This is a genomic window from Parageobacillus sp. VR-IP (assembly GCF_013357975.1).
Classification (GTDB): Bacteria; Bacillota; Bacilli; order Bacillales; family Anoxybacillaceae; genus Saccharococcus; species Saccharococcus caldoxylosilyticus.
Window position 1 is genome coordinate 19,158 of sequence record NZ_JABVYQ010000005.1, and the last position, 15,343, is coordinate 34,500.

The window sequence follows — 15,343 nt, forward strand, 5'->3', positions numbered from 1 at the left end:
ACGAATGTCGGAATTTGACGAAAAAGCGATGTAGGAAAACCTCTCCTTTTGTCGTATTGAGTAGGACGAAAGGAGTGGTTTATGAATGGAGTTAAATAAAGAAAACCAAGATATTGAAGAGTACCTAAAGAAAAATGATGAAATTATAAAAGCGTTACAGGACGAAAATTATACGTTAATGGAAAAACAGTATGATCTATTTTTAAAAAAGTTAAAAGAGTTAGATCCCTTTATTCAATATATCAAGAGCAAAGGGATTTATTTTTCACATCCTGAAATTGATCTTTTAACTGTACGCGGTCCTATTATCGGATATGATGATAATGAATACTATGTATATTCTTTGGAAGAAGGAAAAGTAAAGGTTATTACCAAATACTCGTTGAATGACAAAGAAGATATGAGTATATACACATTTATTTCTAATTATGATTTTGAAAAAATAATGCTCTCCTTGGAGCATATCAAACAGATTCCAAAATTGTATGCAGATCAGCTAAAACGCACGGTAGAACAGAGAAAGAAATGGGTAGAACAATTTAGCTAAGCAAAGCATCCTTCGGGGTGCTTTTTATTTGTGAGGTGAAGGGCCAATGTCCAACGTTAAATGCGATTACTGCCAGAATGAATTGGAAGTCAATCTGCAAACAAGAATCATTGAACGTGATATTCAGTTGGCTTATTTTATTTGTCCTAACTGCAAACATGAATATCATTCGTTCTACACTAATGTAAAGATTAGGGCAAGGCAGGACAGGATAAATGAGTTATGGGCTAAAGCGAGAACAACTCCGAATGAGTATAAGGTAAAACAAATCGTTCGTCGCATAGATGAATTAGTCCAGCGGAACAAACAAGAAATGAATCAATTACGGGAACGTTATGAAGCATCCAATTAGGGTGCTTTTTTATTTGGAGGGATAACATGGTTTACGAAAATTCTAGTGAAGGAGATGTATATGAATGAAAGATAAACTGCTCGTAATTGAATTAGATGAGTACGGAAGTGTGCCACGTGTGTTTTATAAAGGGGAGGAAATCACTAAAAAAGTAAGGGTATCGTTCGATTGGCGTACGAAAGACGAAAAACATCTTGGACTGCCTAATATTGAAATTGAGTATGGAGATTATGAAAATGGTTCACCGGTTTGCAAGGCAATTAAGCTAAGCAATCCATTTAAAGAATCTGAACAAGACGTGATTAATTATGTCTGCGGCTGTGGCCTATCACAAGCCAAAGACTTTACATGTTTAGGAATTCCATCAGGTTGTGGCCGGAGAACGCTTATTCAAAGATTCAAAACAAAGCTGAAGCATTTGTTTAAGCTGAATTCAAATGATTCCATATGGTGTAGAAGACGATGAATCAACAGCAATATTACGACAAGTACAAACGCAATAAAGAAGCAAAGAAATTCTACAACAGTGCAGCCTGGCGTAAATGCAGAGAATATGTCCTCAAGCGGGACAACTACTTGTGTCAGCGGTGTTTGAGGAAAGGAATCCTTCGAGCGGCTGATGTAGTTCACCATAAAGAACATCTCCAAGACAATCCGGCGAAAGCATTGAACCCGGAAAACTTGGAGAGTCTTTGCAATGCCTGTCACAATGAGGAGCATCCAGAGAAAGGAAAGAAGGCAAAAGAGGAAAAGAAGCCAAGGAAAGTAAGGGTTATCAAGTCAGAAGCCAACCCGTTGATAACCTAGGGGGTATCCCCCCTACCCCAAAAAGTGGGGGCAGGAGGTCGCCAGACCGGCCGCGGCCCTTCGTTTCGCGCGCGGATGAATTCCATACGCGAGGGGGGTATAAAACAAGGAGGGGGAGGTGGTGAGATGGACAAAGAAACCATTAAACCGAAGAAGATCATCAAGAATAAAGAGGCGAAGAATTTGTTCCAGATTCTCATCCAGGAACTAGAGAAGGAGAACAACCTCAACGACCGGACCCTCATGATCGTGGATAACATCGTTCTCTTGGAACAACTCAAGCAGGAGCATATGAAGGACATCAAGAAACGCGGTGTTATGGAACTCTTCAAAAACGGCTCTCAGGAAATGTTCCGGGAGAACAAGTCGGTTGACAAGATCCTGAAGATCGTTGAGCAGCAGCGGAAGCTTCAAGCTGAACTGAAATTAACACCAGCCTCCGAGAAGAAAGTCGCGGAGGTGGTGGAAGTGGATGATTTTGAAAGATTCTAATGTCATATTGACGAAACCATCAGAAAAACTGTTAACCACTTGGTACGCGGAACAAGTGGTTAAAGGAAAGATTATTGCAAGTAAAAAAGTAAAGTTAGCTTGTAAACGACATCTAAATGATTTAAAGCGACAAGGCACAAAAGATTTTCCTTGGATATTTGACGAAGAAAAAGGGCATCGCCCGATTAAATTCATTGAAACATTTTGTCGTCCGTCAAAAGGAAATTTTCAAAGCTTGGTTGCACAAGTATGGCAGCATTTTATTATTGGTTCTTTGTACGGTTGGATACACAAAGATACAGGTCTTCGTCGTTTTAAAGAAGGTCTTGTGTTTGTTGGGCGAAAAAACGGAAAATCAACAATAGTGTCCGGATTAGCGAATTACGGATGTTCGAAAGATGGAGAAAAAGGTGCTGACGTCTATCTTTTGGCCAACAGTATGAAGCAAGCAAGGGTAATTTTTGATGAATGTCAGAAAATGATTAAGGCATCTCATTTATTGTCCAAACATTTCCGTGTGCTTCGAGATGCTATTCACTATGATAAGACCTTCTCCAAAATAGAACCACAGGCGTCCGATAGCGAGAAATTAGACGGTTTGAATGCACATCTTGCTATCTTCGATGAAATTCATGAGTACAAAGACTATAAACTGATCAACGTGATAAAAAACTCAACTGGAGCGCGCAGGCAACCGTTAATACTTTATATCACAACGGCTGGGTATCAGTTCGATGGACCATTGGTTGATTATTACAGCAAAGCAGCGGATGTGCTCGATGGCGTCATTGAAGATGAGCGCTCTTTTTATTTTATTGCAGAGGTTGATGAAGGCGATGATATTGAAGATCCGAAAAATTGGATTAAAGCGAATCCGAACATTGGAGTTACTCTTGACTTGGATACGCTTATCGAAGAATGGAACGCTCGAAAGCACATTCCAGCCGAGCGAAACGACTTCATTACGAAACGGTTAAACGTCTTTGTGAAGTCAGATGAACAATCATTTTTGGATTATGAGGTTATTAAACGGAATAATAAGACGATAGACATCGAGAAACTAGTGGGGATGTCTTGCATCGGCGGTTTTGACCTTTCTCAAACAGAGGACTTCACGAGTGCGTGTCTTGAATTTTGGTTGGATACAAGGGAGATTTTTGTTTTATCTCATTCGTGGATTCCGAGAAAAAAGGTAATTGCCGATAACGAAAAAATTCCATACCACGAGTGGGAGAAAGAAGGGCTTTTAACAATTTGCGAAGGCGATTATGTGGAATATGAAAAAGTTTTGAATTGGTTTATAGAGCAATCCAAAAGATTTTGCATCGAATTGATTACTTATGACCCTGCAAATGCTTTCCGTTTAGTGAAAGACCTTGAAAATTACGGGTTTAAAACAGAAGTGGTAAGGCAAGGTGCCATCACATTAAGTCCAGCGTTGAAAGATGTAAAGGAATTATTTTTAGATGGAAAAGTAATCTTCAACAATAACAGACTTTTCCGTTGGTATATCAATAATGTGAAGCTGGTAGAAGATCGAAACGGCAATTGGCTGCCGACAAAGCAGAATAGATACCGTAAAATTGATGGGTTTATGGCTTTTTTAAACGCTCATACAGAAGTCATGAAAAGAATGACTGCGTCTAAAGGTGATGGAAATATTAGTGTAATTACGATGAGCGACTTGCTTAAGTGAGCCTAGAAAGGTGGTGATATTTTGCGATGGGTGATAAGGATTAAAAATGCAATCAGAGGGGCAATTACTGGCTGGAAAGGCGATAGATTTGACTTTTCCAATTGGTTTGGCCGTATATTTTGGGGAATTGACAACTCCACTTTGGCCACAAATGAGACGATTTTTAGTGTAATTACTAGGTTGTCTAACAGCTTGGCTATGTTGCCGTTAAAGCTATATAAAAATTATGATTTAGCCGTCAATCAGGCGGCCGATGTTCTCATTAACTCTCCAAATCCGAATATGACGTCGTTTGAGTTTATTAGATTGTTAGAAACTGTAAGGAATCAAACTGGAAATTCCTATGCGCTAATTGGACGTGATATTCGAGGGCAGGTAGAGCGGCTTACACCGTTGGATCCGGCTTATGTAGAGCCTGTAATTGAAACGGAAAACGGTGAATTATGGTATCAAGTGATTGGAAACAACGGTACCTATTATTTTCACAACTTGGATATACTCCATTTTAAGCACATTATTGGGGCTGGGGGACTGAAAGGAATTAATCCTATAAAAGTTCTAACGAATACAAATGATTTTGACAAAGCAGTTCGCGAGTTTAGCTTAAAGGAAATGCAGAGTGCTCCGAATTCGTTTATTTTAAAGTATGGAGCAAATGTGGATGAAAAGAAGCGGCAACAAGTGATTGAGGATTTTAAGAGATTTTATCGAGATAATGGCGGGATTTTGTTCCAAGAACCGGGCGTGGAAATCGATCCGATTGAAAGAAAATTTATTGCAGCTGATATTTTTACGTCAGAGCGAATTACTCGTTCACGGGTAGCGAATGTGTTCAACATTCCAGTTCACATGCTGAATGACAGTGAGGGACAAAGCTACTCCAGCATGGAACAGATGATGAGGGAGTTTGTTCAGCTTACATTAATGCCCATTGTACGTCAATATGAGCAGGAATTTAATCGAAAATTGCTTACACCAGCCGAAAGACAGGCTGGTTTTTATTTTAAATTCAACGTAAATGCTTTGTTGAGAGGCGATACGGCTACGCAATCGGATTACTACACCAAGGCAATTCGTTCCGGTTGGATGAAGCCGAACGAGGTACGACAGCTTGAGGATTTACCGCCGGAACCAGAAGGTAACAAATTGTGGATTAGTGGTGACTTGTATCCGATGAGCATGGATCCATCACAACGAAAGGGGGTGAACACGGGTGGGAACGCAACAAAAAACTAAGTTTTGGGAGATAAAAATGTCTGCTGATGGTTCAAATTCGGCAGATATTTTTATTTATGGCGACATTGTTAGTTATCAATGGGATGAAACAGATACGTCTGCCGCAAGTTTTAAAAAGGACCTAGATGCGGTGGGCGATGTAGACACCATTAATCTTTATATCAACAGTCCTGGTGGGAATGTGTTTGAAGGAGTCGCTATTCATAACATGCTTAAGCGGCATAAAGCAAAAATCAATGTTTATGTCGATGCTTTAGCGGCATCGATTGCGAGTGTCATTGCGATGGCTGGTGACACCATCCATATGCCAAAAAATGCGATGCTAATGATTCATAATCCGTGGACTTGGACATACGGAAATGCGGCAGAATTGCGAAAAGTAGCGGATGATTTAGACCGTATCGGCAATTCCGTCAAACAAACATACCTACAAAAAGCCGGGGACAAGCTCACAGAAGAAAGATTACAGGAAATGCTTGATGCTGAGACATGGCTCTCAGCAGATGAAGCGTATGAACATGGCTTATGTGATGTCGTATTAGAGGCTAGTCAAATTGCCGCATCTATCAGCGATGAGCTGTTCTCACAATACAAAAACGTTCCTAAACAGCTGAAAAATCAGGGAAAAAACCAACAAAAAACAGTCATTTCAGCCGAAGAAATGGCGATTCGTAAACGAATTGCGGAAGAGTCGAAGGCAAATTTAGCTTATATCAATACCATTTTAGGAGGAATGATGAGATGAAAACACTTTATGAATTAAAGCAAAACTTGGCTACGATTGGTCAACAGCTTCAAAAAGTTGAAAATCAGTTAGCGGAAAAAGCGATTGATCCGAATGCTACAATGGAAGAAATTCAAGCGTTGCAAAAATCCCGTGACGACTTAAAAATGCGTTTTGATGTTATTAAACAGCAACATGATGCGTTAGAAGCGGAACAAAAAGCAAAATTTGAAGCAAACAATGACTTAAAATCGATTTCTGATCCAAAAGAACGTACCATTAAAGCTAAAGCTGAATTGATTCGTGCTACGATGCAAGGAAAATCAGTTTCAGCTGATGTACGCGCAGCGCTTGGTGATCGCAACTCCACCGGCGGTGAAAAATTCTTGCCAAAAACTCTTTCTACAGAAATTTTGACGGAACCATTTGTGAAAAATCCGTTGCGTGAACTTTCGACTGTAACGCAGATTACAAACCTGGAAATTCCGAAATTGGATTTTTCTTTAGATGATGACGACTTCATTAATGATACTGAAACAGCGAAAGAATTAGAACAAACAGGGGATGTTGTCACGTTCGGACGTTATAAATTCAAGGTTTTTGCCGGAATTTCGGAGACTGTTCTCAATGGTTCAGATGCAAATCTTGTGTCGTATGTAGAGCGTGCACTTCAATCTGGCGTGGCTGCAAAAGAGAAAAAAGTCGCATTTGCGACAACTCCGAAAGCTGGAGAAGAACACATGTCTTTCTATGCTTCCGGCATCAAGGAAGTAACTGGAGAAAATTTATACAAAGCTATTAAGAACGCGATTGCGGATTTACATGAAGATTATCGTGAAAATGCGAAAATTGTGGTGCGTTATCAAGACTATGCGGATATTATCGAAACCCTTGCGAACGGAAACGCGACGCTTTATACAGCGCAACCGGAACAAATTCTTGGTAAACCGGTCGTGTTCTGTGATTCTGCCGTTTATCCAATTGTTGGTGATTTCTCATACTCCCACTTCAACTATGATTTAGCAGCACTATATGAGCGGGACAAAGATGTGAAAACCGGTATTGAACAGTTCGTTGTAACGGCTTGGTTTGACCATCAAATCAAGCTAAAATCCGCCTTCCGTATTGCAAAAGTGGCTCCTCAAGCTTAATAGATTGAGGGGTTAGCGATGTCAAATCTCTCGTTAGATGAATTGAAAAATTATCTCCGTATCGATGGGAGTGAGGATGATTCGATCCTCACTCTTCTTATTGATGGCGCAAAAGAATATTTGAATAATGCAGGCGTTCCTGAATCGGACAGCGCTCTTTATAAGTTGGCCGTCATGTTGTATGTGGCGCTTCATTATGAAAATCGCGATCCGAGCGCGAAAATGGACAAGTTGAATTTTGCTTTTGAGAGCATTGTATTGCAGTTGAAGGATTATGGAGGTGACACATCATGAAACAGTACCCTGTTGTAAATGATTTTATCGATAGGTTTACAAAAGAGTATTATCCAAAAGGTTCGATGTATTTCACGAACGATGTAGAGCGTGCGGAAGAGTTGCAAAGCAAGGGATTTCTTGGCGAAGAAATAAAACAGTCCACAAATAAAAGAGAAAAAGGTAAGGGTAAGAGCGCCGATGAAAATCGCAAAACTGAATAAGCGCATCATTTTCCAGAGGAAAGTTCAATATCAGGATGGTGAAGGCAATTGGGTAGAGGGTGACTGGGAAGATGCTTTTACCGTCTGGGGATCCATTGACGGCGTTGGGAGTATGAGAAATCCAGAAGTTATGATTGCTGGTGCTATCGGCGTTAAGGCACCTAGAAAGATCACTATTCGAACAAATAAGCAGTTGAAGCGTGATATGCGAGCTGTATGCGATAGTCGTATTTTTGAAGTACTTGATTTTGATTATGCGAAAAATTCAAAGGCATACTTTGAGATAATTTGCAATGAGGTTGGTATCAATGGCTAACTTTGAATTTGATGGAATCGATGAATTGGAGCAGTTTTTTGAGAAACTTGCTGATGACATAGACAAGGTAGATAATCAGGCGCTGAAAGTGGGCGGAGAAATCATCGCCAAGCATCAGCGTGAAAACGTCAATCGTAGCGGCAAAGACCAACCTCATATCCAAGATAATATCACCGTCTCCAGACCAAAAGAAACCAACGAAGGGAAATTCGTGACTATTGGTCCGAATAAAAAAGTGGATTGGCGCGCGAAATTCCTTGAGTATGGAACGTCCAAAATGCCTCCGTATCCCTTCATAGAGAAGGGCGCTGATGAAGGTGAAGCAGAGGCTTTGGATGCAATGGAAAAGGTGTATATGGATATGATTGATAGGGCTTAAAGGGGGTATCCCCATGAGTTTTGACGCAAAATCAGAATTATTAGCGGGTCTAAAGGCGAATCAAGCCTTAGTTTCACTTTGCACAGGAGGATTCCACAATCGAAAAGCGAAAGATGTCAACGCTTTTCCAAGAATTGTTTATTACGAAATTAATAATACTGACGATTCGTTTGCAGATAACCAAGCAATCACGTCAGAAGTACGATTTCAGATCAGCATTTTTACAAACGAATCAACCGTCTCAAAAGAAACACCGATTGCAAAAGAAGTCGATAAGGTGATGAAGTCTCTAGGATATTCGAGATACAGTTCAGTTGATCTGTATGAAGAAGATGTAAGTGTGTACCATAAAGCGATGCGATACCAAAAAATTTTTAGATAGGAGTGTTGAACATGGGTAAAATTATTAGCGGTCTTGATATGTTTCATATTGCTGAATTAATCAGGGACGATGCGACTGGGGTTCAATATGCGACTCCAGAAGCCGTACCAGGTGCGGTGAGTATCAAAGTAGATCCAAAGACGGAGAGTGAAACCGTGTATGCCGACAACAGTGCTTATGCGGTATTAAATACTATTGGGGACATCGATGTGGAAATGGAAGCCACAGACCTTCCACTTGACATTCAGCAGAAGCTCTTCGGTCATACAGTTGAGAACGGTGTCCAGTTTGCCAGCATCCATGATGAAACGATGGAGCTAGCTCTTGGATTCCGAGCGAAAGTATCAACCGGTGGATATCGCTATTACTGGCTTTTAAAAGGAAAGCCGGAGTTGTTGCCGATTGAGGGTAAAACGGAAGAAGGAAAGCCATCACCGCAAACGGCAAAACTGAAATTGAAGTTCATGCCACTTCAGTATAATGGTCGTTGGAAAGCACAAGCGGAAGATGGAACTGAATTTACACAAGGTAACAAATGGTTTGATCAAGTCGTGTATGAAGGTTCTGTATTAAATCAAACAGGAGCGTAAGAGGGAGATGCAAATCATCTCTCTCTTTTTTAATTCTTTTTATTTGAAGGAGGATGGAACAAATGCAATCATTATCAATCACCTTGAGAATAGATGGAAAAAACAAACGTTTTGTAACGCCAGCCTTTATCTCCGGGAAACTGTTCAGACAAGCGTCTGAGATTGCGGAAGAAATCGAATCTGGAGATAGTAAAAAATTTGATTTCGATAAATATTTCCAATTTGTTTGCGATGCCTTTGGGAATCAATTCGACGTCAACCAACTAGAAGAAGGTTTGGACTCAAGATTGGTCATTAAAACAATCTTTGCGGTCGTGAACTATGTCATTGGCAACATTGAACAAGCTAGTGCTCTGTTAGTACAAGATGAAGAAAGCAAAGAAGTAAAAAACTAACTCTGCGTGAAGCTGTTCTCGACATGTATAACGCACTGTTGGAGATCGGCTTCACACAAAACCAAATCGACGATATGGATATTGTTTATCATTTACAACTTTTAGCGCGCAGAAAACAGGAAGTGAAAAAAGATGAAGTGGTTTACATTGACCAAGTGCTTGGCTAGGGGGTGAGATGGGATGGCAAAAGATATACGGGTAAGGTTGTATTCAAACTCAAAAGAGTTTAACAGTGAAATGAGCGCTCTTGCCAAGCAAATGAAGGTAGTAAAATCTGAATTTGCGGCAACTCGGACGAGTGTGGAAGTTTGGGGCGACGCTCTCAAACAGTCAGAGGCTAAAATTCAGTATTTAACGAAACAAATTGAGCTCCAAAAACAAAAAGTCGATCAGTTAAAAAAGGCATACGAAGACGCAGCTACAAAAAAAGGACAGGACGCCACTGAGACTCAAAATTTAGCAAAGCGGTTAAACTACGCTACCGCCGAGCTAAACAAAATGCAAAACGAGCTAACACAGACTAATCAAAAGCTCAATGAGTTCAAAGAAAATCAGAGCATCAAGCAGTTTGAGAACGATATAAAATCCCTGTCTTTAGCTATGCAGAAGGTTGATGCAGAATTTAAAGTGGCGTCCAGTGCTGCTGAAAATTTCGGGAATGATTTGAAGCAAGCTGGGTTGCAAATTCAGTCTCTCAATCAAAAGATTGAGTTGCAACAACAAGTAGTGAGCCGGCTGGAAGATGAATATAGAAGAGTTGCACAAGCCAAAGGACAAGACGCCAATGAAACAAAGCAACTGGCTATTCGATTAGATGAGGCGAAAGCTGAGCTGAATGCTCTACAGAATGAGCTCACGCAGACCACCCAAAAGCTCAACCAGATGGAAAGGGAAGTGGCCAAACAGAGCACTGTTTGGGGAAAATTCACTTCCAACATGGACACCATCGGCAACAAAATGCAGCATATTGGTGGTTCTGTTGCTATTACTGCTGGCGCCGGCTTTGCAACCTTGTCGTTTGCCATGAAAGATGCTGTTTCTGTTGGAATGGAATTTGGCAAACAGGTGAGCCGAGTAGGAGCGATCAGCGATGCTACTGCCGAGCAGATTCAGCAGTTGAAGGACCAAGCTTTGGATCTTGGGGCTAAAACAACAAAATCAGCCACCGAAGTGGCGCAAGCCCAAGAGCAATTAGCAGCATCTGGTTTCAAAGTCAATGAAATCATTGCTGCTATGCCTGGTGTAATTGCTGCAGCCGAGGCAAGCGGAGAAGATATGGCCACTGTTTCTGAAATTATGGCCGCCGCCATCCGAGGATTCGGGCTAGAAGCCTCCAAATCAGCTCATATCGCAGATGTATTCGCGATGGCCGCAAACCGTTCTAATGCATCCATTTTAGACATGGGCTATTCCTTCAAATACGCTGCGCCTATCGCAAAACAGCTAGGAATGTCTGTCGAAGAACTGGCAGCAGCAACCGTGGTTATGCGAGATCGGGGAATGGCGGCTGAACAGATCGGTACATCGTTACGTATGGGACTGACACGTTTAATTGCACCAACAGATGAAGCGGCTGGTGTAATGAAACAATTAGGCATCAACATCAAAGATGCTGAGGGCAAAATGCTTCCTTTAGACCAAGTAATTAGGGTACTAAGGGATTCTACAAAAAACCTCACTCAAGAACAGAAAATGAATGCTTTCCAAACCATATTCGGTACGGAAGCAATGACGGGCTTCTTAAACTTGGTTGATGCAGGGCCACAACAAATTGCAGAGTTAACACAAGCCTTAAGAGAATCTGACGGAGCCTCCCAAAAAGCAGCTGCCACAATGAAAGATAACCTAGCCGGTGCTGTAGACAATATGAATGGTGCACTTGAAACGGCAAAAATAAAGTTAACAGAAGCACTCACACCGGCACTTGAGGGAGCGGTCAATTCTGTTACCAAGCTTATTGAAAAATGGAATTCCCTTGACTCTGGTACCCAAGAAGTAATTGCTAAAACAGGAGCGCTCGGTGTGGCCATAATGGGAGTTGTTGGAGTCGTTGGAACCTTGACTGCAGCTGTTGGAGCACTGATGGCATTTTCTGGTCCAATCGGTCTTGCTATTGTGGGAGTGACGGCAGCTCTGGGAGCTTTGGGACTTGGACTTTTTGCTGCACATGAAAAGACAGAACAGTTGCGGAAGAAACAAGAAGAGGCCGAAAGACAGGCTATTCGTTATGGAGAGGGCCTAAGCGCCGGAACAAAAAAAGCTGTCCAAGGCTATACCGATCTTTATGAAGGCGCAAAATTAAAAATGGTTGAGCTTCAAACAATGTCCGGTGAGAAAGCGAGAGCAACTTCCAAAGAGGTTGTTGACGCATTTTCAAAAATGGCGGATCAAGTCATTGCGGCTCTGCAAACACAAAAGACGAAATTAATCAATGCGATTAATGATGTTTATGGCATTGCCGGTGATGCAGGTAAAAAAAGAGCGGAACAAGTGGGTAATGATATTATTAAGAAATTTGATAAGGATATTGCAGAATACAAAAAGGCACTAGATACCTTAAAAGAAGCTCATGAGAAATACAACAATGATCTTTCCAGAATGCCGGCTGATTTTGCAAAAAGATATCAAGAAGCGCTCAAAGTGATGGAGGGTGGAGTAAGAGAATTTGCTCAGTCCCAAAAAGAACTGCAAGCTATTCAAAAATCTATTACTGATAAGCAAGGAAAGATTCTTTTTGATGAAGCAGAAGGATATGTAAAGCGTATCAATGAGACTTATAAAAAATCTGTTGAAGCAGCTAATAAATATTATTCTGATAAACAGAAACTTTTTGAACAAGCTCTTGCCCAAGGCAGAATGGAGCTAAAAGATTACAACGAATTGATGGCAGGAGTAGAGGCGCAAACAAACCAGATGCTATCTCAAGCAGCCCAAGAGCGCGAAAAGGCATTATCCAACCTGGCATCTCACCTTGATCAGCGTGGCAAACTCATCGACATTGCAACCGGGAAAATCTTTGAACGGCAAAAGAAATTTTTAACGGACATGAACGGTTTTATCGTTCAAGTAGAAGAGTCAGACGAAGAGTATATTGAGCGTTGGAAAGCCCATACGGAAGAAGTTCTCAAGAAAACAGCTGATTTCTCAGAAAAAACGAAATCTCAATATCAGAAAGACCTTGCTGCGTTTCTACAGTCAATGGGTATGACCAGACAGCAAGCTGTAAAAACGGCCGAACAAATGGTCAATGAAACGCTTGCTGAAATGAAAAAAGGAAACAAAGAAGCAGAAAAAGCAGGTAAAGATAAAGGAGATTCACATAAAAAAGGCATAGAAAGTACAGTTGATGACAATAAAAAAGCTGGCGAGAAGGTTTCAAAGAACACCGATGAAGGTTTATCACAAAACAAACCAAATGCTCAGAAACACGGCAAGGATAAGGGCGACAACCACAGAAAAGGTGTAGAAAGCATAGCTGGGGCGAATAAAAGCGCAGGGGCAAAAGTATCTAAATCAACTGATGAAGGATTGTCGCAAGGTAAAGGCGACGCACAAAAGCATGGTACAGATAAAGGTACAAAACACGGACAGGGATTAAAATCAACCGAAGGTAGTAATAAATCTATCGCAAGTGCCATAAGCTCATTTGTTTCCAAAATACTTGGAAGTACAACAGACGGCGGTGGCGGAAAGAAAGCAGGATCGACTTTTGCAAGTGGGTTGTCTTCACAAAAAGGAAATGCTCAATCCGCCGGTAGCAGTGTGTCAAGTGCAGCGGAGAAGGGCCTCAAGAGCCATGATGGAAGAGATGCTGGTGAGGGATTTGTTTCCGGATTTATAAATGCGATCTTATCAAAAAATGGAAGCGTTTGGAGTGTAGCGTGGAATCTTGGAAAAACTGCGCTTTCGGCGTTGAAAAAAGCCATCGATTCACATTCACCGTCAAAGGAAACTGAAAAAGAAGGAAAGAACTTTACTGAAGGATTTGCTATCGGAGTGACAAAACAGTCTAGATCTGCTACAAATGCTGCCAAAAAGATGGCGAACGCAACAATACAAGAGTTAATGCAGACCACGCGACAAATGTCAGACGTACTTGTACCTGATTACAGAAAAGCCATTCAAATCAGCGATTGGCAGCGAAGAGAAATGACCAAGATTGCAAAACTTGGTGCTGCTGAACGTGTACAAGCAGTGGAAAGTTGGATTTCCAAGCAACGTGAACTTGAAAACATTATTGCTAAAGACGAAGTTGCTATTTGGGACTACGTGTTAAAGAATTTTAAATTAAACGCAGAGGAACGCAAACGAGTTTCTCTTAAACTGCGTGATGCCAAGAGGGCAGTCGATCAAGAGATTTTTGAAAGTGAGAAAAAGTGGATTGAGGAACGGAAACGCCTCAATCAGTTGTCGTTGCTGGAAGAACTTCGCGCGTGGGAGCAAGTGGCACAACGATGGGCGGAAGGCAGCCAAAAACGTGCGGAGGCAGAGGAGAATATTTATCGCATCAAAAAAGAAATCAACGATAAGCTCTTAAAAGCGAACAACGAATATGCCCAACAAGTAAAAGAAATAAATGAACGACTATACCAAGACGAGTTGAAAGCTCGTGAAGAATACGAAACAAAAGTAAAAGAGATCAACAACCGTCTCGCAGAAGAAGAAAGAAAACTGACGGAAGAATACGAGAAAGCCGTTGAAAATCGCACGAAATCGTTGTATAGCTTCGCAGGGTTGTTTGATGAATTCAAACGGAAAAACGACGTAACCGGCCAAGGTCTGCTAAAAAATCTTTCTGACCAAGTCAATGCGTTCAAAGATTGGCAAGCCAATATCGCTTCTCTTGCAGCAAGAGGAATTGATGAAGGATTGCTGCAAGAATTGAAGGATATGGGTCCTAAAGCCGTTGACGAGATATCCGCGTTGAACTCTCTTTCTGATGAAGAGTTGCAGCAATACGTTCAGTTGTGGCGCGAGAAAAATGCTCTTGCGAAGACTCAAGCGATCAGTGAACTTGAGGGCATGCGTCAGCAAACACAAGCGAAAATTCAACAGCTACGCTATACTGCGAGCATTGAGCTTGAGCAAGTGAAAATAGAATACAATAACAAAATAGCCGAGTTACGCGCGCAGGCAAATGCACAGTTAGAACAACATAAAAATGAATGGATTATTAAAATTAAAGAAATCAGCGAGGGAACGAAGAACGAACTTAACCTTATGACAGCAAGCATGGCTGACATAGGGAAAAACACCGTACAAGGGCTCATCGATGGGTTGAATTCGATGATTGGACCTTTACAGCAAAAAGCGAGAGAAATCGCCAATATCGTCGAGAGTACGATGAAAACCACGCTCAAAATTAAGTCGCCTTCGCAAAGAATGAGGGACGAAGTAGGGCGCTGGATTCCTGCTGGTATCATAGAGGGTATGATACAAAATATTGGAAGCGTTGCATCGGCTGCAAAACAATTGGCGCTTGCTGCTATGCCCGATTTTTCGTCTGTTGCTTCTACGATCAGTAATGCTGCTGAAGCAATACGAATAAATAGTGGTACTTTAACAGTTAAAAACATAGTTCAAACACCTAAATTAGAAGAGAAATTAGAAAAATTATTATCATTTCTCGAGAAAAATTCAAACAACAATGTCTCCAGACATGGAAACGTCCATATCGATGTCACGATCCCAGTAAACGATTTACTGCAGATTCAAACAGTGGTCGACTTTTTCAACCGTCTCGGAATGAAAGTTAGACAGGCGTAAGGAGGGAGGTGTA

General features: G+C 41.2%; 18 protein-coding genes. All 18 read left to right on the forward strand.

What is annotated here, in order from left to right; translation table 11 throughout:
• Window positions 1-85 precede the first annotated feature (85 nt).
• The gene (locus HT574_RS13015) at window positions 86-547 is read left to right on the forward strand and encodes a hypothetical protein (RefSeq protein ID WP_175244935.1); all 462 of its coding nucleotides are present in this window, start codon (window positions 86-88) and stop codon (window positions 545-547) included.
• A 46-nt stretch (window positions 548-593) separates the two neighbouring features.
• A complete protein-coding gene (locus tag HT574_RS13020; RefSeq protein ID WP_175244936.1) occupies window positions 594-899 on the forward strand; it encodes a hypothetical protein in 306 nt (101 codons plus the stop codon).
• 64 nt (window positions 900-963) lie between these two features.
• On the forward strand, window positions 964-1,365 hold the full coding sequence (locus HT574_RS13025) for a hypothetical protein (RefSeq protein WP_175244937.1): 402 nt from the start codon (window positions 964-966) through the stop codon (window positions 1,363-1,365).
• Window positions 1,362-1,706: an HNH endonuclease gene (locus tag HT574_RS13030; RefSeq protein WP_175244938.1), complete on the forward strand. Its 345-nt coding sequence runs from the start codon at window positions 1,362-1,364 to the stop codon at window positions 1,704-1,706. Before HT574_RS13025 ends, HT574_RS13030 begins: the two co-directional genes overlap by 4 nt.
• A gap of 126 nt (window positions 1,707-1,832) precedes the next feature.
• Window positions 1,833-2,198 carry a P27 family phage terminase small subunit gene (locus tag HT574_RS13035; RefSeq protein ID WP_175244939.1) on the forward strand — a complete coding sequence of 122 codons (366 nt, stop codon included), beginning with the start codon at window positions 1,833-1,835 and terminating at the stop codon, window positions 2,196-2,198.
• Complete coding sequence (locus HT574_RS13040) at window positions 2,179-3,894, forward strand: terminase large subunit (protein ID WP_175244940.1); 1,716 nt, start codon at window positions 2,179-2,181, stop codon at window positions 3,892-3,894. Before HT574_RS13035 ends, HT574_RS13040 begins: the two co-directional genes overlap by 20 nt.
• 21 nt (window positions 3,895-3,915) lie before the next feature.
• On the forward strand, window positions 3,916-5,130 hold the full coding sequence (locus tag HT574_RS13045) for a phage portal protein (protein WP_175244941.1): 1,215 nt from the start codon (window positions 3,916-3,918) through the stop codon (window positions 5,128-5,130).
• Window positions 5,108-5,875 carry a head maturation protease, ClpP-related gene (locus tag HT574_RS13050; protein ID WP_309138302.1) on the forward strand — a complete coding sequence of 256 codons (768 nt, stop codon included), beginning with the start codon at window positions 5,108-5,110 and terminating at the stop codon, window positions 5,873-5,875. Before HT574_RS13045 ends, HT574_RS13050 begins: the two co-directional genes overlap by 23 nt.
• The gene (locus tag HT574_RS13055) at window positions 5,872-7,005 is read left to right on the forward strand and encodes a phage major capsid protein (RefSeq protein ID WP_175244942.1); all 1,134 of its coding nucleotides are present in this window, start codon (window positions 5,872-5,874) and stop codon (window positions 7,003-7,005) included. Before HT574_RS13050 ends, HT574_RS13055 begins: the two co-directional genes overlap by 4 nt.
• 18 nt (window positions 7,006-7,023) lie before the next feature.
• Window positions 7,024-7,299 (forward strand): head-tail connector protein, encoded by a 276-nt coding sequence (locus HT574_RS13060; protein WP_175244943.1) that lies wholly within the window; start codon window positions 7,024-7,026, stop codon window positions 7,297-7,299.
• Window positions 7,296-7,502, forward strand: coding sequence for a hypothetical protein (locus HT574_RS13065; RefSeq protein ID WP_175244944.1), 207 nt, complete (start codon window positions 7,296-7,298; stop codon window positions 7,500-7,502). The genes HT574_RS13060 and HT574_RS13065 overlap by 4 nt, the downstream gene beginning before the upstream one ends.
• Window positions 7,480-7,818: a phage head closure protein gene (locus HT574_RS13070; RefSeq protein ID WP_175244945.1), complete on the forward strand. Its 339-nt coding sequence runs from the start codon at window positions 7,480-7,482 to the stop codon at window positions 7,816-7,818. Before HT574_RS13065 ends, HT574_RS13070 begins: the two co-directional genes overlap by 23 nt.
• On the forward strand, window positions 7,811-8,197 hold the full coding sequence (locus HT574_RS13075; RefSeq protein ID WP_175244946.1) for an HK97-gp10 family putative phage morphogenesis protein: 387 nt from the start codon (window positions 7,811-7,813) through the stop codon (window positions 8,195-8,197). The genes HT574_RS13070 and HT574_RS13075 overlap by 8 nt, the downstream gene beginning before the upstream one ends.
• Window positions 8,198-8,210: 13 nt before the next feature.
• The gene (gp17, locus tag HT574_RS13080) at window positions 8,211-8,579 is read left to right on the forward strand and encodes a tail completion protein gp17 (protein ID WP_175244947.1); all 369 of its coding nucleotides are present in this window, start codon (window positions 8,211-8,213) and stop codon (window positions 8,577-8,579) included.
• An 11-nt stretch (window positions 8,580-8,590) separates the two neighbouring features.
• A complete protein-coding gene (locus tag HT574_RS13085) occupies window positions 8,591-9,169 on the forward strand; it encodes a major tail protein (protein WP_175244948.1) in 579 nt (192 codons plus the stop codon).
• A gap of 53 nt (window positions 9,170-9,222) precedes the next feature.
• Window positions 9,223-9,564, forward strand: coding sequence for a phage tail assembly chaperone G (gene gpG / locus HT574_RS13090; protein WP_254698674.1), 342 nt, complete (start codon window positions 9,223-9,225; stop codon window positions 9,562-9,564).
• Between the two features lie 23 nt (window positions 9,565-9,587).
• Complete coding sequence (locus HT574_RS13095; protein WP_172418984.1) at window positions 9,588-9,731, forward strand: hypothetical protein; 144 nt, start codon at window positions 9,588-9,590, stop codon at window positions 9,729-9,731.
• 13 nt (window positions 9,732-9,744) lie between these two features.
• Entirely contained in the window at window positions 9,745-15,330 is a 5,586-nt protein-coding gene (locus HT574_RS13100; protein ID WP_175244949.1) for a phage tail tape measure protein, read from the forward strand.
• Window positions 15,331-15,343: the final 13 nt, after the last annotated feature.